Origin of the sequence: Vibrio sp. YMD68, from assembly GCF_029958905.1 — a bacterium.
GTDB lineage: Bacteria > Pseudomonadota > Gammaproteobacteria > Enterobacterales > Vibrionaceae > Vibrio.
Map to the genome: position 1 here is coordinate 3,157,643 of NZ_CP124614.1, position 22,352 is coordinate 3,179,994.

General features: G+C 43.5%; 26 protein-coding genes. 7 read left to right on the plus strand and 19 right to left on the minus strand.

Annotated features, from left to right (window positions below; all coding sequences use genetic code 11):
• Positions 1–57: 57 nt before the first annotated feature.
• Positions 58–924 (minus strand): 4-hydroxybenzoate octaprenyltransferase, encoded by an 867-nt coding sequence (gene ubiA / locus QF117_RS20425; protein WP_282387925.1) that lies wholly within the window; start codon positions 922–924, stop codon positions 58–60.
• On the minus strand, positions 921–1,463 hold the full coding sequence (locus tag QF117_RS20430) for a chorismate lyase (protein WP_282387926.1): 543 nt from the start codon (positions 1,461–1,463) through the stop codon (positions 921–923). Before QF117_RS20430 ends, ubiA begins: the two co-directional genes overlap by 4 nt.
• A gap of 162 nt (positions 1,464–1,625) precedes the next feature.
• Here QF117_RS20430 and QF117_RS20435 point away from each other — a divergent pair, with 162 nt between their 5' ends.
• Entirely contained in the window at positions 1,626–2,033 is a 408-nt protein-coding gene (locus QF117_RS20435; RefSeq protein ID WP_017036868.1) for a flagellar basal body-associated protein FliL, read from the plus strand.
• A 98-nt stretch (positions 2,034–2,131) separates the two neighbouring features.
• Here QF117_RS20435 and glpG read toward each other — a convergent pair whose 3' ends face one another.
• From glpG to ftsY, 6 genes are all read right to left on the minus strand, one after another.
• A complete protein-coding gene (gene glpG / locus QF117_RS20440) occupies positions 2,132–2,974 on the minus strand; it encodes a rhomboid family intramembrane serine protease GlpG (RefSeq protein WP_282387928.1) in 843 nt (280 codons plus the stop codon).
• A 142-nt stretch (positions 2,975–3,116) separates the two neighbouring features.
• The gene (gene glpE / locus QF117_RS20445) at positions 3,117–3,434 is read right to left on the minus strand and encodes a thiosulfate sulfurtransferase GlpE (RefSeq protein ID WP_282387930.1); all 318 of its coding nucleotides are present in this window, start codon (positions 3,432–3,434) and stop codon (positions 3,117–3,119) included.
• A gap of 413 nt (positions 3,435–3,847) precedes the next feature.
• Positions 3,848–4,705: an RNA polymerase sigma factor RpoH gene (gene rpoH / locus QF117_RS20450; RefSeq protein ID WP_017036865.1), complete on the minus strand. Its 858-nt coding sequence runs from the start codon at positions 4,703–4,705 to the stop codon at positions 3,848–3,850.
• A 167-nt stretch (positions 4,706–4,872) separates the two neighbouring features.
• Positions 4,873–5,841: a permease-like cell division protein FtsX gene (gene ftsX, locus QF117_RS20455; RefSeq protein WP_282387934.1), complete on the minus strand. Its 969-nt coding sequence runs from the start codon at positions 5,839–5,841 to the stop codon at positions 4,873–4,875.
• Positions 5,831–6,505 carry a cell division ATP-binding protein FtsE gene (ftsE, locus tag QF117_RS20460; RefSeq protein WP_017036863.1) on the minus strand — a complete coding sequence of 225 codons (675 nt, stop codon included), beginning with the start codon at positions 6,503–6,505 and terminating at the stop codon, positions 5,831–5,833. Before ftsE ends, ftsX begins: the two co-directional genes overlap by 11 nt.
• A 48-nt stretch (positions 6,506–6,553) precedes the next feature.
• A complete protein-coding gene (gene ftsY, locus QF117_RS20465; RefSeq protein WP_282387936.1) occupies positions 6,554–7,798 on the minus strand; it encodes a signal recognition particle-docking protein FtsY in 1,245 nt (414 codons plus the stop codon).
• Between the two features lie 200 nt (positions 7,799–7,998).
• Between ftsY and rsmD the strand changes: the two genes are divergently transcribed.
• Entirely contained in the window at positions 7,999–8,598 is a 600-nt protein-coding gene (gene rsmD / locus QF117_RS20470; RefSeq protein ID WP_282387938.1) for a 16S rRNA (guanine(966)-N(2))-methyltransferase RsmD, read from the plus strand.
• 58 nt (positions 8,599–8,656) lie between these two features.
• Entirely contained in the window at positions 8,657–8,947 is a 291-nt protein-coding gene (locus QF117_RS20475; protein WP_282387940.1) for a DUF1145 domain-containing protein, read from the plus strand.
• Between the two features lie 176 nt (positions 8,948–9,123).
• Here QF117_RS20475 and QF117_RS20480 read toward each other — a convergent pair whose 3' ends face one another.
• The 4 genes from QF117_RS20480 to QF117_RS20495 form a co-directional block, all read right to left on the minus strand.
• Positions 9,124–9,717, minus strand: coding sequence for a YhgN family NAAT transporter (locus QF117_RS20480; protein ID WP_017036859.1), 594 nt, complete (start codon positions 9,715–9,717; stop codon positions 9,124–9,126).
• Positions 9,718–9,820: 103 nt separating this feature from the next.
• A complete protein-coding gene (locus QF117_RS20485) occupies positions 9,821–10,057 on the minus strand; it encodes a YecH family metal-binding protein (RefSeq protein WP_282387942.1) in 237 nt (78 codons plus the stop codon).
• Between the two features lie 36 nt (positions 10,058–10,093).
• On the minus strand, positions 10,094–10,717 hold the full coding sequence (locus QF117_RS20490; protein ID WP_017036857.1) for a lysoplasmalogenase: 624 nt from the start codon (positions 10,715–10,717) through the stop codon (positions 10,094–10,096).
• A gap of 924 nt (positions 10,718–11,641) precedes the next feature.
• Complete coding sequence (locus QF117_RS20495; RefSeq protein WP_282387944.1) at positions 11,642–12,007, minus strand: DUF4145 domain-containing protein; 366 nt, start codon at positions 12,005–12,007, stop codon at positions 11,642–11,644.
• A gap of 238 nt (positions 12,008–12,245) precedes the next feature.
• Here QF117_RS20495 and QF117_RS20500 point away from each other — a divergent pair, with 238 nt between their 5' ends.
• Positions 12,246–12,572, plus strand: a complete 327-nt coding sequence (locus tag QF117_RS20500; protein WP_282387946.1) for a DUF2500 domain-containing protein — start codon at positions 12,246–12,248, stop codon at positions 12,570–12,572.
• 27 nt (positions 12,573–12,599) lie between these two features.
• On the opposite strand, the gene QF117_RS20505 is transcribed toward QF117_RS20500, so the two are convergent.
• The 7 genes from QF117_RS20505 to rhtB form a co-directional block, all read right to left on the minus strand.
• Positions 12,600–13,613, minus strand: coding sequence for an acyltransferase (locus tag QF117_RS20505; RefSeq protein WP_282387948.1), 1,014 nt, complete (start codon positions 13,611–13,613; stop codon positions 12,600–12,602).
• 122 nt (positions 13,614–13,735) lie between these two features.
• Positions 13,736–14,953: an organoarsenical effux MFS transporter ArsJ gene (gene arsJ / locus QF117_RS20510; RefSeq protein ID WP_282387950.1), complete on the minus strand. Its 1,218-nt coding sequence runs from the start codon at positions 14,951–14,953 to the stop codon at positions 13,736–13,738.
• Positions 14,954–15,113: 160 nt separating this feature from the next.
• Positions 15,114–15,605: a cyclin-dependent kinase inhibitor 3 family protein gene (locus QF117_RS20515; RefSeq protein WP_282389535.1), complete on the minus strand. Its 492-nt coding sequence runs from the start codon at positions 15,603–15,605 to the stop codon at positions 15,114–15,116.
• Between the two features lie 10 nt (positions 15,606–15,615).
• Entirely contained in the window at positions 15,616–16,617 is a 1,002-nt protein-coding gene (locus tag QF117_RS20520) for an ArsJ-associated glyceraldehyde-3-phosphate dehydrogenase (RefSeq protein ID WP_282387951.1), read from the minus strand.
• A 23-nt stretch (positions 16,618–16,640) separates the two neighbouring features.
• Positions 16,641–16,976 (minus strand): metalloregulator ArsR/SmtB family transcription factor, encoded by a 336-nt coding sequence (locus tag QF117_RS20525; protein ID WP_017036850.1) that lies wholly within the window; start codon positions 16,974–16,976, stop codon positions 16,641–16,643.
• Between the two features lie 214 nt (positions 16,977–17,190).
• Positions 17,191–18,417, minus strand: coding sequence for an EAL domain-containing protein (locus tag QF117_RS20530; protein WP_282387952.1), 1,227 nt, complete (start codon positions 18,415–18,417; stop codon positions 17,191–17,193).
• A gap of 34 nt (positions 18,418–18,451) precedes the next feature.
• The gene (rhtB, locus tag QF117_RS20535) at positions 18,452–19,069 is read right to left on the minus strand and encodes a homoserine/homoserine lactone efflux protein (protein ID WP_282387953.1); all 618 of its coding nucleotides are present in this window, start codon (positions 19,067–19,069) and stop codon (positions 18,452–18,454) included.
• A gap of 78 nt (positions 19,070–19,147) precedes the next feature.
• Here rhtB and QF117_RS20540 point away from each other — a divergent pair, with 78 nt between their 5' ends.
• From QF117_RS20540 to QF117_RS20550, 3 genes are all read left to right on the plus strand, one after another.
• The gene (locus tag QF117_RS20540; RefSeq protein ID WP_282387954.1) at positions 19,148–20,134 is read left to right on the plus strand and encodes an alpha/beta fold hydrolase; all 987 of its coding nucleotides are present in this window, start codon (positions 19,148–19,150) and stop codon (positions 20,132–20,134) included.
• A gap of 173 nt (positions 20,135–20,307) precedes the next feature.
• Entirely contained in the window at positions 20,308–21,135 is an 828-nt protein-coding gene (locus tag QF117_RS20545) for a Cof-type HAD-IIB family hydrolase (protein ID WP_282387955.1), read from the plus strand.
• 172 nt (positions 21,136–21,307) lie between these two features.
• A complete protein-coding gene (locus QF117_RS20550; RefSeq protein WP_282387956.1) occupies positions 21,308–22,339 on the plus strand; it encodes a hypothetical protein in 1,032 nt (343 codons plus the stop codon).
• Positions 22,340–22,352: the final 13 nt, after the last annotated feature.

The following is a 22,352-nucleotide window of genomic DNA, read 5'->3' on the forward strand; positions in this document are numbered from 1 at the left end:
GTATTAATCGATGTGGTCTGAATGATGACGGGATTGGGCACTTACTTAATTAGGTACTTACTTGATTAAAAATCCGAGTAATAGCCCAATGGTGATGACCATACCAACGTAATTATTATTCAGGAATGCTTTAAAGCAATGCGGCCTTGAGCGATGGCGAATCAAGTGCTGCTGAAAGACAAACAACGCACCAACAATGAGCAAGCTCCAGTAAAAACCACTACTCAGCGCATATTTATCACCCAATAGCATCAACATAATGAGCGTACACAATTGCAAAGCACCAATGATCATTTTATCAAAGCGGTCAAAGAGGATAGCGGTCGACTTAATACCAATGTTTACATCATCATCTCGGTCAACCATTGCATATTGAGTGTCATAGGCAATAGTCCAAACCGCGTTAATCGTAAATAGATACCAAACCATCAGCGGTAATTCATTGGTTTGCGCTGCCCACGCCATAGGTATGGCCCAGCTAAAGGCGAGCCCAAGAAACAATTGAGGAAGGTGAGTATAACGCTTCATAAATGGATAAATGAAAGCGAGAAGAATGCCGACAAAGGACAGTTTCACAGTAAGAGGATTCATGGTTAGCACCAGAAGAAAAGAGACTACCGCCAAAACAACGAATAGCCCAATCGCCTCTTTGCTCGACACATCACCCGCCGGTAATGGACGATATTGAGTACGCTCCACATGGCCATCAACATGGCGATCGGCAAAGTCATTGATCACACATCCCGCAGAACGCATGAGCACCACACCTAAAGTAAACACCACAGCCACATCCCAGCGAGGGAGGCCTTCAGCCGCAACAATCAAAGACCATAGCGTTGGCCAAAGCAACAGCAATGAACCTATCGGTCGGTCCATTCGCATTAGCTGCCAATACGATTTTACTTTAATATTTACCGAACTCATTTGTTGTTCTCTTCAAAATAAACCGGAGAAGCGGGTAAAAATAACTCCGCCACCAACATCGGTTTATTGTTCATCCATAATCGAGAGCGCCTAGCTAGAAAACGTCCCTGTTCAGTATCGGCCCAGCCTACTTGTAAAGCGTCTCGTTTTACATCATGAGTACTGAATACGGTCAACCCAAGCGGTATTTCACCTTGCTCGGTTAAGTCATATTGTTGCTTAGCAATCGAAGTACTCGGTACCAAGGTTCGGCCAAGAACCCAAGGTACGCCATCCCCTTTTAGGACCACCTTACGCAATAAACACGGATCTTGAGATAAAAGATCGATTTCTTGCTGATTTAATCGCTCTGCTTTCACTATACGGTTGTGCAATAAGTCTACACTTAAGTCGTCACAATGGCGTTCAAGCAGGCGAGACAATGACCCGAGTTCCAGCAGCCAATCTTGAGACTGTTGAGACGGAAAGTCAAAACCTGTGGGATCCTGCCAATTTACTTCAAGTAAAGCAGATAGATAGAGCGAAGTTGATAGATTCATACTAGTATTCAATTATTAGCTTTAACATCGTAGAATAAAGCGGCAAAGATTGGTAAAACCAACCGAGAAATGCAAAATGCATTTCATTACATATAGATACTCTATTGTAACAAGACTCTGTTGTTACGAGTATCATCATTATAAGAAAGAAAAGTCATTAATATGCTTAAACGTTACCTAGCCCAAATATTTACTATTTTTACTCTTCTCATTTCGTTACCAAGTTATGCAGAAGAAGAAAAAGCACCGCAGCTGGCTTATTTCACACTCGAGCCGGATCTCACCACTAATTTTTATACCAAAGGTAAAAACCTTGGCTATATCCAAGTTCGTATCGATATTATGGTCGCCAGTGCCGCAGATCTACCGATCGTAGAGCTACACCAACCTTTGATCCGCGACGCAGTTATCGAGCTGCTCGGGCAGCAATCTGAAGATACAGTAAAATCGTTAGCCGGAAGAGAAGATTTAAGAAAAGTACTGGTAGAGAAGCTGAATGCGATTTTACTTCCGGAGACAGGGCGAACCATCATTGCTGATCTCTTATTCACCAAATACCTGTATCAATAGAGGCGGTATCAACAAAAGCCGTATCAATAAAAACCATCCCAACAAAATAAAAGGCTTACGCGCATAGCGAAAGCCTTTTTTCCAACCAAACCAAAACTTTACTGCATATTGCGGAACTTCTTATTACTGGCATCAAGTAACCCAATAAGCACACCGGACAGTAAACCCACTAAGTGCGCCGTGTTGGCAATCGCCATATAAGGCTGAACAAACCCGAGCACAAGCCAAACCAGCATAAAGCCGATCAGCGGCTTAGGCATACCTAACCCAAGCTGAGGGATTTTTGTCCCGACCACCCATAAATACCCGACGAGAGCATAAACCACACCAGACAGACCGCCAAAGTTCGCTCCCTCAACAAAGTACTGCCCTGCGCCAGAAAGCGCGGCCGAAATAGCAAAGATCTGCAATAACTTGCCAGATCCTAACCGTTTTTCAATATCCCCACCGAGTTGCCACCACCACAAAACATTAAACACAATGTGCATGGCTGAAAAATGAAGAATGGCATGAGTGAACCAACGCCAGACCTGGACCTGTTGACTCGCTTCAGCAGGGAAATGCAATAAAGAAAAAAGACGATTTTGTAATCCAAACTGAAGTAGGATAAACACCACAATGCAGGCACTCATCCCAATTAAGGTCACAGGACCCGCTTTGGCCTTAATCATGCCAATAAAACTGGGCGTATTGTAAGAGAATACACTGGTGCGAGTTTCTGCCATCGTCCAAGATGCGGCCTGATACTTTTTATCGGTTGGATCACTCAAGAAGTGCTGAAGCTCAGCTTCGACTTCCACCTGATGCTGCTCATCAAGCAACCACAATGCGAATTGACCTTCCCCTTCCGGCATCATGCGAACTTCTATTTGCCTTGAAGCCAAATAGTCAATAAAAGCTTGAGCCGCTCTTGGATTACTTATTGTCAATAATCGGACCATGCACTACCTACCACTTGCTAAAAAATGAATAATCTAACCCTTTCACGTACCGATGACTTTGCACTCACACAAGGTTGCCACTAATAATATGACCATTAATTCATATTGGTGTTGATTCATACCCTGTTGTCTGGTGCGAGTTCTATTGAGTTGTCGGTAAACCGGCTCTACGCCACGCTTCTATTCCACCATCAATGCTATACACATCCGTAAAGCCTTGGTTAATCAAGTACTGAGCAACACCCTGGCTGCTAATGCCGTGGTAACACATCACCATGATCGGTTGCTCAAACTCAACCTCATTCATAAATTCAACAATCGTATCGTTACTTAAAGAGAATGCTCCAGCTACATGACCTTGAGCAAATGACTGGCTGTCGCGAGTATCAACAAGAATGGCACTTGATTGCTCTAAATACGCTTGTGCTTGTTCGATATTAATCGTTTGAAATACGTCCAACTTGATACCCTTTTTATCTTAGTTTCATGAAGGGTAATTGTAACCTATCCATAGCCTGATAAGTACCAACAAGCTGTATGGTTATCCACTCGGTACGAATAGGTTCAAGATTGTGCATAAGTCTGTGGATTGCGTTGATAACGTGGTTTTGGATCTTTCGATCCACTATATATAGTGTTGATCTTTATTTATATGTGAATAAATAGAAAAGTATCCCCATCATATTTTTACTCATGAAGCCTTTGTTTACCCCGCTTTCTGACAGGTGTTAAATAATCTTTGCACAGAGTTACCCACAGGCAATGCTTTGCGTGAAGCTCATTTAGGGATCATAGACACAAAAAAGCCGAGATCGTTTGATCTCGGCTTTTTTTAATTCAATCGTCTAACTGGCTGTTCGTTTTATCTAGAGATTAAAACTCACCCACTGCAGCTTTCAGCTTTTTCATCGCATTCTTTTCTAGCTGACGAATTCGCTCCGCAGAAACGCTATACACTTCCGCCAATTCTTGCAATGTGGTTTTGTTGTCGTCTAACCAACGGGAACGAACAATATGCTGACTACGCTCATCTAAAGTCGCTAATGCTAAACCTAGTCGATTATTAGTATGAGCTTCCCAATTGTCGGCTTCAACATTATCCGCTAGGTCTGAGGACTGGTCTTCTAAATAGAGAACAGGCGCAGTATAAGAGTGGCCACTTTCATCATCATCATTTGGCATTTCAAACGTTGAATCTTGTGCAGCCAGGCGGGATTCCATCTCTCGTACTTCTGAAGGCTCAACACCTAACTCACGAGCAACCGTTTCGACTTCACCGTTATTAAACCAACCTAAACGCTTTTTCGATTTACGCAAATTGAAAAACAATTTACGTTGCGCTTTGGTCGTTGCAATCTTAACAATACGCCAGTTACGCAGTACGTACTCATGAATCTCAGCTTTAATCCAATGCACGGCAAAAGATACCAGACGAACACCCACTTCAGGATTAAAACGTTTTACGGCTTTCATCAAGCCAATATTGCCTTCTTGAACAAGATCGGCCATTGGCAAGCCATAACCGGAGTATCCACGAGCAACGTGAACAACAAATCTCAGGTGCGACAATATAAGACCTTTTGCGGCCTCAAGTTCACCTTTGTAGTGTAATCTTTCAGCGAGTTCGCGCTCTTCTTCCGCAGTCAGCATTGGGTAGCTGTGTGCTGAACGAATATAACTGTCTAAGCTATCTTGCGATACGACTGCCATCGAATACGTTTTAGTTGTCATTCAATTCCTCATCAATCTCTGATCTGGATTATGGTTTTACCCCAACTGACTTGAACCGAAGATGAACAGCTTTCAAGCAGGGGATAATTATTATGCACAAACGAATAAGTGTTACAAGCCAAAATAGCACACACTTTCATTTCTACCTAGGTTACGACACTTGCCGCCTAAACTGGTTCAATTTCTTTTAAATGACGCTGTGCCGATACTTTTGCTGCAGCGCAACCCAGAATGAGACCAAGTATAATGAGCAATAGAGATTCGTCCCAGCTAAGTCCGATTAATCTAAAGTGGCTATCATACAGCATGGCCAAATCTTCAACGGTACCATTAAGTAAAATGGTAATGAGCGCTGTGAGAATCCACGCGCATAACGCCCCTAATAAGCCAAACCACATCCCCGAATACACATACGGACGTAAAATAAAGCGGTTGGTTGCACCAATTAACTTCATCGTTTGAATTTCATCTTTATTAGCCAACACATTGAAACGCAATGTATTGCCAACAATAAGAAAAACCGAAGAAAGCATAAGTAATGACAACGCTATCACAATAACACTGATGAGCGCCTGAATCGCATCCAAACGAACCAACCAGTCTTCATCTAGTCGAATATCCGTTATTTCTTGTTGGGCTTTAAGGCTACCAACAAGAGCTTTAATGAGATCGTTATCATCCTCACTCGGGGTAATAATCAACACACTTGGTAGCGAATAGTCATCCAATAGGCTTATCGCTTGTTCAAACCCAGCGTACTGGCTGAGATCATCAAGCCCCTGCTGAGAAGAGATGTAATCGACCTTCGCCACATTATCACGACTTTCTATTTCATCTTTTAGCACCATAATCCGAGCTTCAGGGGTCTGCTCAGCAAGGTATGCGCTTATCTGGGAAGGGCTTACCGCCGTATCCGCTACAGCAGCTATGTTTTTGCCTAACAGATACAAACACGAAGGCATCGCCAGTGCCATTGAAATGACCGCCAAGGTGAGGAAATTCCCAAGAGGGCGTACCCACAACTCAGCAAATGAGCGCTTGGCTTGATTTAAATGAGACTGGAAAAAGCCGATGGTTTTAAAAGGGCTTTGGACTCGTTTTTTTGCCGATTTTTTATTGCGAACATTACCGCCCATAGTCTGAGACCTCACTTAAAAAGCCTTGATTCAGCTCTAAATGCCGATATTGAGGGCGAGTATTCACTAAGCCAATATCATGAGTCGCCAGTAATATCGTCACACCCGCTCGGTTAAACTCTTCCAATAATCTCAATACACGATTCGATAATTCAGGATCGAGGTTACCGGTGGGCTCATCGGCCAATAATAAAGTAGGACGATTCACAACAGCACGCGCAATGCCAACACGCTGCTGCTCACCACCAGATAGCTGACTTGGTAAGCAACGGGCTTTATCTAGAAGGTCTGTTTTATCTAATGCTGCACTTACTCGACGTTTAATGTCATGCTCTGAGATCGATTCAATGCGCATAGGAAGTGCTACGTTATCAAACACACTTCTGTCCATGAGTAGCCGGTGATCTTGGAAAACGATGCCAATATTACGGCGTAAAAAAGGAATATCCTTATTTGGGATACGAGTGATATCGTGACCATTGAAACTGACTTTTCCATCTGTCGGTCGTTCAATCGCACAAATGAGTTTCAGCAAGGTACTTTTTCCCGCACCTGAATGCCCACCCAAAAAGGCCATTTCACCTCTTTTTAGGTGAAAGTCTACTTTCTGTAGAGCTTGACGGCCGCCTCGATACGCTTTGCTAACTTGCTGAAAACTGATCACCTACTCTTCCTCTTACTTTCTGAAGTCCATGACGATAATAAACAACGACTACTCTTCTCGACTAAACAGTGCTTCAACAAATTCTTCGGTTTTAAATGGACGAAGATCATCGATGCCTTCGCCAACGCCAATGTAACGAATTGGAATTTGGAACTGATCGGCTATCGCAAAGATAACCCCGCCTTTTGCCGTACCGTCTAATTTAGTTAACGTAATGCCTGTCACGGGTGCGACATCACTGAACAGTTTCGCTTGGCTAATGGCATTTTGCCCCGTACCAGCGTCCAGCGTCAGCATAATTTCATGAGGAGCGGAATCATCGATCTTTTTCATCACTCGCACAATTTTACGCAGCTCTTCCATCAAGTTCGCTTTGTTTTGCAAACGGCCAGCCGTGTCAGCGATAACCACATCAACACCACGCGCTTTTGCCGCTTCAATCGCATCATAAATCACAGAAGCACTATCAGCGCCCGTATGCTGAGCAATGACAGGAACGCTGTTACGCTCGCCCCAAACTTGCAACTGTTCAACCGCGGCGGCACGGAACGTATCCCCAGCAGCCAGCATGACTTTCTTGCCTTCATTTTGGAACTGTTTAGCCAGCTTACCTATCGTCGTTGTTTTACCTACCCCATTCACGCCGACCATTAATATGACATAAGGCGTTTTGGTCGTATCGACTTCTAATGGTTTATCCACCGTTGATAAAATCTCTGACATCTCTTCTTTAAGTAGTCCGTAAAGTGCTTCACCGTCTTTTAAATCCTGACGGGAGGCCTTTTCCGTTAAGCTATCAATGATTTTAACCGTCGTTGTCATACCCACATCGGCGATCAAGAGCTGTTCTTCTAACTCTTCAAACAACTCATCATCAATTTGTTTGCCTTTGAATAAACCGAAAAAACCTGCACCAATATTGGCTTTGGTTCGGCTTAAGCTGCGCTTCAAACGAGCGAAAAAACTTTCTGTCGGCTTTTCTTGTTCTTCTATTCTTGCTTCTGCTTCTGCTTCTGCTAGAACAGGAGAATCAACCTCTACTGCCGATTCAATATCTTGCACTTCATTTAATGACGTGTCTTGTATCGATGTCTCTTGTTCTACAAGTTCGGTATGTTCTGGAGCTTCAGATTCAACAGCAATGTCAGTTTCAGCTGTTATGTCTGTTTCAGCTGGGGACTCTTGTACCGATCTAGTCTCATCTTGCTGTTCTGATTTTGGTGTATCTTTTGTTTGCTCTTCATCACCGAAGCCAAGCCAAGAGAGTAAGCCGCGTTTCTTTTTTTCCGTCATCTGGGGATATCCTAGATCTACTAAACTAACAACAACACTTTTCTGTAGAATTATCCTTGCTACAGAAAAGAAAATGACAAAGCAGTGAAAAATCTTTCATTAGATTGATACACTCTGTCATTATAAAATTCAGATCACACCCTAACGATATATTTAGAGTAGCGGTGTATAGTAACACTTAATTAGCGGTCAAAAAATCTATGGTAAGACGTCGTCAGCAAAACACATCACAAAAAAAGCCTTCCGGGGGCTTTGTTCGTATTATCACAGGCCTATGGAGAGGCAGAAAATTACCTGTTCATGACCTGGAAGGGCTAAGACCAACAACAGACAGAGTAAAAGAAACGGTTTTTAATTGGCTTGCCCAAGATGTGCCACAAGCTAAGTGTCTCGATCTCTTCGCAGGATCTGGTGGGCTAGGCTTTGAAGCCGCCTCTCGTCAAGCGGGCTCAGTAACGCTGATTGAACTGAACAATCAGGCATACAAACAGCTGAAAACCAATGCAGAGCTGCTCAAAGCGGATAACATTGAGGTTATTAACAGCGATAGTTTGGTCTACTTGAAACAAGCGGGAACACCGTTTGACATCGTTTTCATTGATCCGCCTTTTAGAAAAGGGCTATTAGCAGAAGCGATTGTGTTACTTGAACAGAACAACTGGCTCAGCGATGACGCACTCATTTATGTTGAAACAGAAAAAGAACTGACTTTGGAAGGGATACCTGAGCATTGGCACACCCACAGAGAAAAGACAACCGGACAAGTCAGCTATAGGCTGTTTACTAGACAAGAGCGGTAACCAGTGGTCATGCCAATCAATCGTGAATAAGTCGAAGAATAATGAAAAGGAGTACGTTATGAATGGTGGAATCATCATCGCCAAGGCGGTTATTGCAATGGTATGGGGAGTATTGGCATACAATGTCTTTGTGCCTTTTCATTATCCGTTAAATTTGGTGCTCCATATCATCATGGGTTTTCTATTTTTTACCCATATTCTACAAACGGTGATTTTCTCTGCCGCGTTTTCAAAACAACTCAGTTTGAGCTGGGGAGATAAGTGTTCAATCCTGGTTTTTGGGGTATGCGCGTTAATCGACATCCGCAATAAACGTATGTTACCAGACAGCCAAAACCCACAGCCTTGATATTGATTGACTTAAATTTTTGAGTTGAATATTGATGGACTTAGTCTGTGTTATTTGAAATGAATAAGCCTTTACTACACCAACACATTTCAAGATGAAACACATGCCCAATAAAAAGCCGCTTCAACTGATGAGCGGCTTTTTTATTGTCATAAATACAATGATTCAAACAAGCGTTATCCAGCGACAGCCATGTAACCTTTGATTCCATTCAAGAACATTTGAGTTGAAATCATGACCAGCAATAACCCCATCAATCGCTCAATCGCTTTTAGCCCTCGTTCACCAAGGATTCGGTGGAAGAAGCCATAGAACATTAAGATAATGAACGTCGCCCCCCACGCCAGCATAACCGCGGCAGAAAGCTCTAATAGATTATCTGGGTACTGACTGGAAAGTAAAAGCAGCGCAGCAATGACTGAGGGCCCCGCAATCATTGGAATAGCCATGGGAACGATAAATGGCTCTTCACCAGCGGCTAGGCCTGTAATACTTCCTGCACTTGGGAATATCATCTTAATGGCGATAATAAACAATATGATTCCGCCTGAAATGCTGAGCGTTTCCGGTTCAACCTGCAAGAAGTTCATAATGCTTTGACCTGCAAATAAGAAGGTCATCAAAATCACGAGAGCAAACATCAACTCTCTGAATAACACTTTACGACGTCGTTTAGGGTCTAAGTGTTTGAGTATAGAGAGAACGATAGGAAGATTGCCTAATGGATCCATGATCAAAAACAACATGGTCGCGGCAGATAAGATTTCCATAACAAGCAATCCGGTTAAAAAGAGTTGGCGCAGTATAACGACTTCAACGCCCTTAAGAAACCGGATTTAGATAACAATAATAGGCAGACGTTATGTCGAAAAATTAGTGGCTACAAATACGCTCGGCATTCAGCGACCATACGCCATCTTTTACCCATACTTTTTCTTTTAGCAAAAAGAATTCCAACAGCGCATCAAGTTCAAAACCATTCTGGCTACAAGTACGAAACGTAACATCAATTCCGTACTCCTTAGCAACCGCTTCTCGTAACGCCTCTTCCGTCATTGCATTTTCACGGAGCATATTAAGCACAGCATGCGCATGGATTTCGTTAGACATTGGAGCTACCTACATAACCGTTAAGTGAATGACACATTATACAATAGCAGAAGCGGTAATCAGAGAGTACGCAAGTAAATAAGCACCAGAAACCACATATCTCCCTCCTAAAATAGGACGTCGATAATCATGAATAGCCAAAAGACCTGCCGATAGAATAAGAACTAAAGAACCAATAAAGCCGAATAAACTCAACATTGATGACTGCAATAACCAAACAGCCCCTGCTGCCCAAGCTAATTGAACAAGTACCAACCCCATCAGTGTCACAGGGAAAATCAAGCGATCTATCTGAGGAAGTAACAGGAAAAAAGCCAACAAGCCACTGGCCAACAAAAAGGCCGGCAACCACCACTCGATGCCACCCGATAATTGAACCCAAAACGACTTACTTAAACATATTTGTGCAACCAGAAAGCAGGTAAAGCAGACTCGGTGATAACGCTTAAGCAGATACAAGGAATCCCCTAGCATTGAAATGCCAAGCCCAAGAGAGATCCAAAGCTGAACTGGAGTCAATTCCGCGTTCTTTTGAAACAAAATGATCAATAAAAAGAGAAAACTCACCGCACGAAAAGCTATCGCTTGCGTATTTTTACTATTTTCATTTGCTGAAATACTCACAAAGCCCGCCAAAGCGACAGACATCCAACTCCACATACCACCACCTCTTTTTATTACGCCGCCAGTTTAGGCGTGTAACAGGTGATGTCTAGGAGTGTATGACAAAAATTGGATCTCGATTGTGATTCCTTTGTAACGCGTTTTTACGGTGGCCACTATCTACCATTAACCTGATTCAGTGGTTATTTCAGTATAGTGACTTATCGATATTTTGTGCGCCAAGAGACTAAAACCACCACTTCAAAACAGAAATATGCCTAATAAGATAAAAAATAAATCCATAAAATATTAACAAAAACCAATTAATACAAAGACATAAATTCAAAAAAAGGAAAAACAACAACTTAAAAACTCAGGAGATCGCTAAGCCATTTATACGAGGAAAATAAATGACTTTATAGTCAATTAAACAGAGGTTATAGCATTAATCTTCAATTCCTCTACAGATAAATCAAACTTACCCCAACTTTACAAAGATAGAAACCACACAGACAACCAACCACCCAAAACAACAAAAATACAAACAACGAACACTAAGTGAACTATTAAATTTAAATTAAAAACAATAGGTTAAAACAAGATAGACAAAAATGAATACAATTAGCTCAAAATAAAAACAGAACAAAACCAGGCAACTAAAGCTATGTTTTACGTCAATTAACCAAGAGTAAAGTTAGTGTTTTGCAGGTTATCCAAACAAATACTTGATCAAACCACTAAATTAGTGCTATTGTTATTAGCACAGTATCAAACATCTAAACAGAGGAGCAGAGTTATGATTACTTCTTCACAAAAACAAGGACTTGTAATGATCGCCGTGGTAGTTGGCTTAATGACCCTGCCCGTGATGTATTACTAAAATCACAAAAAACAAAAGGGACGCATTTGCGTCCCTTTTGTTTTTGTAGCTCATAGAGAAATCATTTAGACTTACCCATCGACATTACTGATTCATCTCAATTATAAATGTCTCGATAATTCATCCCAATGTACGTAGTAAAACCCTAGCGCTATTAAAGTGATAAACATCATTAGAGCAATAGCGACTCGCCAAATAAAACGTCCGCTTCTCGGTGTTAGCTCATGCTCACATTCATCACAGGTAGAAAGAAAAGACCGCCTATCTTCTAGCTCATAGTCATCTTCATGAACGATTTTATTGCGAATTGTCGCGATATATCTCAGTTTTCCAATCACATCATGAGGAAGTCGCTCTTCACAGCTACTGATTAACTGATGCAAGCCTTTTCCATCCGCGTGATAGTGCCCGCGGAGTAATGCTTCGAGTTTACGGGTGCGTAAAACGACTTTTTCAATATCAGACATTGCAATCCTCCATGGCTATTATTGTAGACAGACATACTTCCATTCTTCTATATGCACATCACTTTTTCGAGTATTTTCCAAAAATAATTGATAAACCTCGATCTGTAACCCATTGAAAGTAAGCTAATCTAAACTAATTGATGAATAGATTAATACATCGGTCACGATTCATGATCACAAACAGAAAATTCAATGACAGTCGAGGCTACAATAACTTGTCAATATTACGGAGAGCGTCATGCCTGTTTCACTTTTTATTGCGGTAGCCCTGTTAGCGCTAGGCGCAGCTTGGGTCTTCCTTGGTTTTTATCGAAAGCACATCCAAGGAGAAAATGCGCCTGAGCAGTCGGTTAACGTCACCATTTTAGATAAACAAACCATCCAGGTTCCTGATGCCCCACCCGGTGAAGAAGAAGAGTTTTGGATCTATGTACAGCGCGGAGCTGTCGGTCCTAAGCGAGAATTTCAAATAGGTGTCCATTATTACCACGCACTAAACCCTGGTGATAAAGGAACACTCACCTACCAAGGGGACAAATTTCTTCACTTCGCGATGAAACGCTAACTTAAAAAGGTATCGGTTATTTGAGGACTATGGCAGCAACCAACGTGTCTTTGCTGAATAAGAAAACAAGACACTCAATAACAGCGCCCCTGCACCACTGACCACAATCCATACTGGGATAACCCATGCAGGGTGTCCCTGATACCAACCAAACTCTTTCATCGGCCACAGAAAAATCGGGTGTAGGATATAGATCCCTAAACTATTTTTACTTATCACCCCAACAACCTTACGCGTGTTCTCTGATAAACCCTCACCAAAATAACGGCACAGCATAAATACCATACTCGCAGCCAATATAACGTTAAGTGTTTTATAGGATAGCCAACGGCCCACAGTGTAGGCGTCTGCCGTCACACTTAAATTCACAACCGATACCACTGTGGCAACGAGTGCTATGACACCAAGACAGGTAACGATCCCAACACTGGTTTTATTAAGCGGTACTTTCTTAAATAACACATACCCTAATGGTAAGTAGCCAGAGTATAACCAAAACTGATTGCTCCATGGCCCATCTACCTTGAACAAGTAAAGTACCGTCGTAAACAGCCAAACCGCCACCAACGCATAGATCGCTTCATCGGTCGTTCGACGCACAAATATTTGCAGTAACGGAATCACTAAATAGAGCGGAATGAAGTAGTAGAAAAAGCCTAAATGGTAGTACGTGGAGTGGGTAAAACTGTCAGACAGTACCTGCTTTGTTACCCCGAGATCGTACCCCGCGAGAGTCCAACCTGATAAATACGCATAGAACAAAGACCAGATAATAAAAGGCAATAACACCTTACCAAGTCGACGTTTGACATAGTACTTGGCATCGAACGGTCGCTGATCACTAAGCATCAGGGCGCCTGATATCAAGATAAAAACAGGGACGGCCCAGCGGGATACCCCATTGACACTCACCGCCGTTAGCCATTGGTCAAAAGGAATGGAGCCTAACTCATGACGATAAGGCGCCAGCACATGAATCGCGATAACAGCAACCGCAGCAACGCAGCGTAATAAATCAAAAAATTGAACGCGCTCTCTCACCAAACACTCCTAACTCCCATCATGAACAGATCGAATATAGCAACAATAAATCCGATGATGTAACATCCTTGTCAGATTTTGGTTAAAACATGTTGTTCCATTGAGTCCAGATTCTGGCTAATTTACACTGCCGCTTGGTTAAGCCTTGGCAGTTTTATCGAGATGAATGTCGTCAACAGCAAAAACGAACAGGATACCCATAAGCAAGCCGCAAGGCCTCCCATTTGAAATACCCAACCGGATAGAATCGTGCCGATTAAACGCCCCATCGCATTGGCCATATAATAAAAACCAACGTCCAGTGACACGCCATCGCCTTTGGCATAACTCACAATCAGGTACGAGTGAAGTGATGAATTAACAGCAAAAATAGCGCCGAACACCATCAAACCACCAATAATAACAAGCTCTGGCTGCCACCCCACTTGTACAGCATAGGCAATACCTGCGGTGACCGCAGTCAATGCCAAGGCCCAGAGAAACGCTGCGTGACCGTCGGGAACTTGACCTTGAGCCTTACCGGTTATTCTTGGTGCAATGCTTTGAACAACCCCATACGCAATGGTCCAAGTCGCGAGAAAACCGCCCACCCAGGCGTGATCCCAGCCAAACACGCTGCCAAGATAAATGGGTAAAGCAATCACAAACCATACATCACGAGCCCCGAATAAGAACATGCGCGCTGCTGAGAGAATATTAATGGACTCAGACTTAGAAAAAATCTGATTAAACTTAGGCTTAGTTTTCGCTTTGCCCATATCCGCGTCTAAACTCACCACGCTGCCAATGAACACTAACGTAAGCACGGCTGCCATCACCAGCACCGCATATTGGAAACCTATGGTTGAAAGCAAGAGACCGCCGATAAAGAAGCCGGCTCCCTTGAGCGCGTTCTTAGAACCCGTCAGAACCGCTATCCATTGATACAACGCCCCTTGCTGCTTGTCTGGTACCAGCGTTTTGATTGAGCTTTTTGCACTCATCTTATTGAGATCTTTGGCTATACCAGACAGTGCCTGTGCGGCCATCACCCAAGGAATCGTTAACATGGCACTAGGTACCGCCAACATCCCCAGTGCTATCACCTGCATCCCCAACCCAATATTCATGGTCTTGTTCAAACCAAGGCGAGCCCCAAGCCAGCCACCAATTAAGTTGGTCACCACACCAAAGAATTCATAAAAAAGAAACAGCGAAGCGATCTCTAACGAGCTATACCCAAGGTCATAAAAATACAGAACCACTAGCATACGGAGCGCACCATCGGTAATGGTGAAGTTCCAGTAGTTAAAGGTCACCAACATATATTGGCGAACACTTTTGCTTAAATTTGAAAACATACGGGCTCTCACAATGTCAAACCGTCATCGGTTCAAGTAAAAAGAGCTTTTGGATCATGGTGTCCCAAAAGCTCTTTAATAATATTAGCCACTGAGTAATCACTATTTTCTAATGGTGACTAATTTCTAATGATTGCTAATTTCTAATGATTGCTAAGGGTTACTGAGTCGCTACGCCACTAATATATTCAATCTGAATAGGCTTGGTAAACGCCCCAGGACGAAGCGCCTGAACATCTTTGACAATGCGCTCTAATGGCCACTCTCGCTCTAGTAAAAGGTGCGCTGCAAATAATCCAGTTCGTCCAGATCCCCCCATACAATGAAGCGCCACTTTATGACCGTCAGAGATAATCTTGTGCAGCTGAGGAGAAGCGCTTGCCCATTGCTGAGCGAACGTTTCATCTGGCGCGCAGTCGTCTTCAATGACAATGTGGTGCCATTCCATACCTAACTGGTTAGTCACTTCTCCTAGCGCTTCAACCCCTTTAGAGGCCATCTCTTCAGCATTAATTGCCGTCACAATTGCTTTCACGCCTTGTGCTTTGAGCTGTTCTAAAGAAGCCGACAAATCGGTGCCTTTCGTACCCGGGCAAGGCGTCAAGATTAACGCGCCCTCTTCAACGGCAAGTTCCCAAGTTGGATGTGTCATCATCATTTCCCTATGCTAAGCCAACAGTACGAACCAGTTCCGCGGTGCGCGTTGCGTAACCCATCTCATTGTCATACCAAGCGTAGATTTTCACCATACGGGTACCCACAACCATGGTTGATTGAGCATCAACAATCGTTGAACGTTGATCGCCTCGATAATCAATCGATACTAATGGACGATCTTCAAAACCAAGAATGCCCTGAAGCTCTCCTTGTGACGCTTCTTTGAGTAACGCGTTCACTTCTTCCGCCGTGGTATCACGCTTCACATCAAACACAATATCCGTCAGTGATGCGTTCGCCAATGGAACACGCACGGCATGGCCGTTAATCTTGCCCTTAAGCTCTGGGAAAATTTCAACAATCGCCGTCGCTGACCCTGTTGAGGTCGGAATCAAACTCATGCCACAAGCGCGCGCGCGACGGAGATCTTTATGCGGTGCATCCAAAATCGTTTGAGTGTTAGTTAAATCATGAATCGTAGTAAATGAAGATTGCTCAATGCCCAGTTTTTCATGAATCACTTTCACCACCGGCGCAATACAGTTCGTGGTGCAAGACGCGGCGGTAACAATGCGATGCTTATCGGCATCAAAAATGGCATCATTCACGCCGACCACAATGTTGGCAATGCCTTCCTCTTTTACCGGTGCGCTCACAACCACACGCTTCACACCCTGCTCTAAGTATTGATTCAAAATAGACGTTTTACGGTGTACGCCTGTTGCTTCAATCACCACATCACAACCAGACCAATCAACAGCGCCTATCTCTCGCTCTTGTGTAGTACGAATGCGGTGCTGATTAACAATAATGTCATTCTGTTCGTGGGTCACGCTGTGATGCCAACGCCCTTGAACCGAATCAAACTCCAGCAGGTGCGCCAGTGTCGTTGTGTCTCCTGCTGCATCATTGATAAGCACGAATTCCAATTCAGGCCAATCAAAAGCAGCGCGCAGTGCCAAACGGCCAATTCGGCCAAATCCATTGATTCCAACTTTAATCGTCATTGTATTGATCTCTATTCTTCATATTAAGTGCAAGGACGTGCAGCCATTGCTTGTAAACGCTGAACATCCAATTGATATTGTTCCTGTAGACAATTGGACTCTTTTAAGCCCGCGATGACCTTACGTAACCAACCGGGTAATGTGTGTGATACATGGTAGTAAACCCACTGTCCTTCGCGTTCATCCACCAACACGCCTGATTGACGAAGTTGAGCGAGATGCCGTGATATTTTAGGCTGACTTTCATCTAAAGCGCTGGTGAGCTCACACACACATAATCGCCCCTCTCTGGCAATTAAAAGCAAACACCGCATACGGGTTTCATCAGAAAGCATTTTAAAAAACTGGTGCGGTAACATTTCAAACCTCACATATACGCATATCCATATATCTTAAATTTGCGCTATCGAATGTCAATAGCCTACTCGGGATTGCAATAAAAAGTTCATAGTGATGAGAGGAGAATGACGACTAGAAGGAGATAGGAGATAGGAGATAGGAGATAGGAGATAGGAGATAGCGATTAAAAATAGAAAAAAACAAAGCAGACGTTAACAATAAAGACGCTAAGTACTAAGCGATCTGATTGACTTGCTGACTCCATTTTTGTGCAGAAGAGAGTGCAGAGACAACCTCTTGAAGATTAAGATCCAATGCATTGCAGAAGCTTTGCAGGCCTTGCCAGTCCGCCCGTTCAAAGCACTCTTCTAACTGAAGTAAAGATCCAAATGGTCCACTTCTTTCAAGTAAGATCGATTTAATAGAATCACTCAGCGGGAGTTGCTCCATCAAGTCACCTAACGATAGATCCAGCAATGCATCCAACAATGAAAATAGCCCGATGAGAAAAGCTTGGTCACGGTGGGTTGAAAAAATGGGGTTGGGTGACATAAGCAGGCAGAACTGAGCCCGTTGCAGAGATAGCTTTGATAATTCTTGAGGCTTATTACGCGAAATAAACGAGGCCACGGTTAACGAAACAAACGACTTCAACTTATCTTGGCCAAGATACAAAAGCGCCTGACGAAAAGAAGAAATTGGTACGCTTAACCGATCCGACATTGAGTTAACAAACTTGAGTAACTTATACGATAATTGGGCATCTTGGGCAATGATACGCTCCACCTTGTCGAAATCGACGTCTTGCTTGCACACCTCTTGAAATAGTTGCATGGCAACCACTTGATCAGGGCTAATGTAACGCTGTTTGACCAACTCAGGTTTACTAAAGAAATAACCTTGGAACAGAGTAAACCCCGCCGACCGCGTTGTCATAAACTCTTCTCGAGTTTCCACTCTCTCGGCCAAAAATCGTAGACGACTGTTTCTCGCCTTGAGGTCTTTCAGCATGATGCAGGCGTTCGCCATCCCGACCGCCATGATGTCAATTTTCACGATCTGAACGTAGGGTAGAAATGAACGCCATTCGTTGTGATAGACAAAGTCATCCAACGCAATCAAATACCCTTGTTGGTGGAGATCTTTGATCGCAGTGAGCAACTCTTCCGTTGGTCTACAGGTTTCAAGGACCTCAATAACCACCTTATCTTTGGGCAACATAAGGGGTAATCGACGAATTAAGCTTTGGTAAGGAAAGTTAATAAAGCAACGAGAGGAGTCAATCGAAGGGTTCGTACCGATCGCCAAAAAATTTTCAACAATAAGACGGTACGTTGCTCGATTAGATTCTATATGAGCAGGAAATGCATTATTTTCTCCGTCTCGAAATAGAAGTTCATAGCCTAATGTCTGGCGCTTAGCGTTTAAAATGGGCTGACGAGCAACGTAAATATCTTTCATGGCACAACTATCCATATGATTTGAATGCATTTAATCATATTTTTGAGCTCGCGAGTAGCGCGCCACATCCCATAAACATTGAACCAAAAACTCTATTCACCTTTCCCATCACGCTTTCGGAACGAATGAAACGACCTAATTTAGCGGACAATGAGGTATAACCCAACATCACAAGGCTATCAATGACCACCGTAGTCACACCTAAGATAAGCAGCTGAGTTAGGTGATCTTGATGAGGATTAATAAATTGAGGAAATAACGCCACCAAAAACACAATAGACTTGGGGTTGGTTAAATTGATGAGTAACGCGTTGCGCATCAGCACCCAGCTCGACAGGGCAGAGTGATCCGCACTCGCTTCTAAGCTGGATTGATCTCGCCACTTTTGCACACCCAGCCAAACAAGGTAAACCACGCCTACCCACTTGATAACACTAAAGGCCAACGCCGATTGAGCGACTAGGGCACCAATGCCAGCGCCCACTAACACAATATGAAACGCCAACCCCAACTGTAATCCAGCGATCGCTGAGAGGGATTTTTTAGTTCCATAATTGAGGCCATTACTGATCGAGTTGACGGTACCAGACCCAGGGGCGAGGCTAAATACAATCGCGGTCACAACGTAGGCTAACCAAACATGCATATCCATAGAATTTCCCTCGACTAAATGGGCTTAGCCCAACATAATTTACTCTTAAGTATCACTCGAATATTGACCAAGGATATTATGAATCAATCGAGCTCCATTCACTCATCTTATACTCAAGAGTCATGTTTTGAGCAAGCCATCAGTTCAAATATTTCCCAACTTTGGCAGTTGAGAACCGAAGGTTATTTGACGACCAAAGATAGAAAGAAACTGTATTGGTGTAAAGTCACCGACCCAAAACACACGAAAGCGATTGTTATTGTTAACGGACGCGTTGAATCGGCCTGGAAGTATCAGGAACTTTTCCATGATCTCTTTCACCAAGGCTATGACATCTATTCGTTCGATCATCGTGGGCAAGGAATGTCTGATCGCCTGATCGATGACACCGAGATGGGTTATATTGAAGAATTTGATGATTACATCAACGATATGGTTCAGTTGGTGACTTCATTTTCTCTTGAGCATTATGAGAAACGCTACTTACTTGCGCACTCTATGGGTGGAGCCGTAGCCACTCGATATTTACAGACCAATCCAAACCACCCTTTCGATGCTGTTTCGCTCAGCGCACCGATGTTTGGCATTGCTATGTCTCGGTTAAATCGGTCTATCGCACTGCCAATGACCCAACTAATGAGCATGATGACGACGTCACCTCGTTACGCACCGGACCAAAAAGGGTATTACGCGAAACCCTTTGAGATAAACCCCCTGACCCAAAGCTCTATTCGCTATGACTGGTTTCGACAGCTCTATGAAGACAAACCACAACTTAAATTGGGCGGGCCAACTCACCGTTGGGTGTGGCAAGGTCTAATGGCGGCGAAGCAATGCGTTCAGCAAACGAGACGTATTGAGGTGCCGCTTCTTCTCATGCAAGCCAGTGAAGATGTCATCGTCGACAACAGAGACCAGATTCGCTTTATTAAAAAACTGGCGAAAACCAACGCTCAATGCGCCTTAAAAATAGTGTATGGATCAAGACACGAGTTACTGTTTGAAAAAGATGACTATCGAAACAATGCTCTGGATTGCACGCTCCAGTTTTTTGCTCAACATTAAATATCACTTAGCGCAGACCAAAGCGTCTTAACCATGACATACTTTAGCCCTTAACCTCACACTAAATGAGGAAAAATAGAAAGCTTAACTTACCCTCTTTTTTTCCTCATTATTAGCGTAAACTGGGCGCATAAAACGATCCATTGACCCACTTTCATCCTCATGAGGATATTATGACTACTGCCGATAAACATTCTAACTTTCATATTGTTGCCTCCGACCTTGACGGTACGTTACTCGCTCCAAATCATAAACTTAGCGACTTCACAAAACGTACTCTAAAAGAGCTGCACGAGAAAGGATTGACGTTTGTTTTCGCTACTGGCCGCCATCATGTTGATGTGGCAGGCATTCGTGAACAGGTGGGCATTCCTGCTTATATGATTACGTCCAATGGAGCACGCGTTCACGATCAGAACGACCAGCTGATGTACAGCCAAAACGTACCAGAAGATTTGATTCAACCGGTGATCGACGTCATCAAACAAGATCCTGATATCATGATTCATATTTATCAAAACGATGAATGGCTGCTAAACAAAGAAGACAGTGTACTGAAAAACTTCCATGACGAATCCGGTTTCACGTACAAAGTGTTTGATATCGATAACGCCCCTGTCGATGGTGTCGCTAAAATATTCTTTACTCACCCTAATCACGATCATGATTATCTCGTCCAGTATGAAGATAAACTCAACGAGCTGTTCGGTGAACGAACGAATATCGCCTTCTCTACTCCTTGGTGTCTAGAAGTCATGGCAGCCGATGTATCAAAAGGCGAAGCGATTAAAGCGGTTGCCCACTCTATTGGCCAGCAACTCGAAAACTGCATCGCATTTGGTGATGGAATGAACGATGTGGAAATGTTGAGTATGGCTGGACTTGGCTTGGTCATGGGCACGTCTCACCACAAAGTCATGGCAGCGCTTCCGAACAACCCGGTGATTGGTAGTAATGCCGACGATGCCGTTGCTCACTATTTGAAGGAACACCTCATTTAATCATTGAGGCACTCTGCAATACCCCCGACATCATGACCCCCGACATCATGACCCTAGACATCAACACTCTAGACCAAAGAAAGGGCAGCCACTTGCCCTTTTATCTTGTTTCTAATTTTCGTCGCCACTATGCCATAATGCATTCATTGACTTCGTTAAAAGTGACTCTCGTATGAAGGTATTAAAACGTTCTGCTTTACTGGCAACACTGGCTGCACTGCAAGCTTGTTCCACCCACACCGCCTCAACAACCGCTGTTAAACCAATCAAAGCAAGCCTCGATAAACCTGAAACCGTTCAACCCCAAACGTTTGTGCTTCGTGGAGAAGTCGTCATCGGCCATGAGGTAAGCAGTATTACCCCGTGTGGAAGTAATAAACAGTTCTGGTTGGCGCTCGATTCTTTGCCACTCTCACCTGCACAACATTTAGTTAAAACGCCCTACCAGCCTCTCTATGGAGAAGTGATAGGCCATCTTGTGACGCCAAGCCATCATGGCTTTGATTCTGATTTTGAAGCGCGCTTTATTGTGGATCAAATCAATCTGTTAACCGCTGAAAATCCCAATCGATGTCACCTGCCAACAAAAGCAACGGGTATGTATGGCACTGAACCCAATTGGTCAGCCAGATTTCAAGGCAGCGAGCTTATCTTCCAACGTATGGGTTTTGACGCTCTGGCGCTGACGATCACAAACAGTCAAATCTCAAGTGACCAACGTCACTACATATTAGAAGACGGAGAACTCCAGTTAGAAGCCAAGAACTGCAGCGATGGTATGAGTGATAGCTTATTTGGTTGGCAAGCCCAGGTAACCCTAGCGAATGAGACATACAAGGGTTGCGCCACACTTTCTAACCAAGACGCAACAGCAGGTTGGAGCGGTATTTATAACGCTAAATCGACGGATAATAGTGGTTTCAATGTTCAAGTAGAGTTATTCCCTGATCATACGGCAATCACCCAATACGATTATAATAACGGTGAGCCAGCGATTGTTGAGAAAGGCTATTGGCAGCAACTTAACGACAATCAAGTCCAGGTAGTCATGACTCATCATCAACGCCAATTTCTCCGCTCTGAGCGTATATTTACCCGAGAAGGAAATCAGTTGACTGCGACTCAAGAGAGAGTCGGCGATGTCCTCTACCCTATTGCCAATGGCGGATTAACGCTGTTTTCTGTCGATAGCATGGGCCAATAGATGAGTCGCCTAA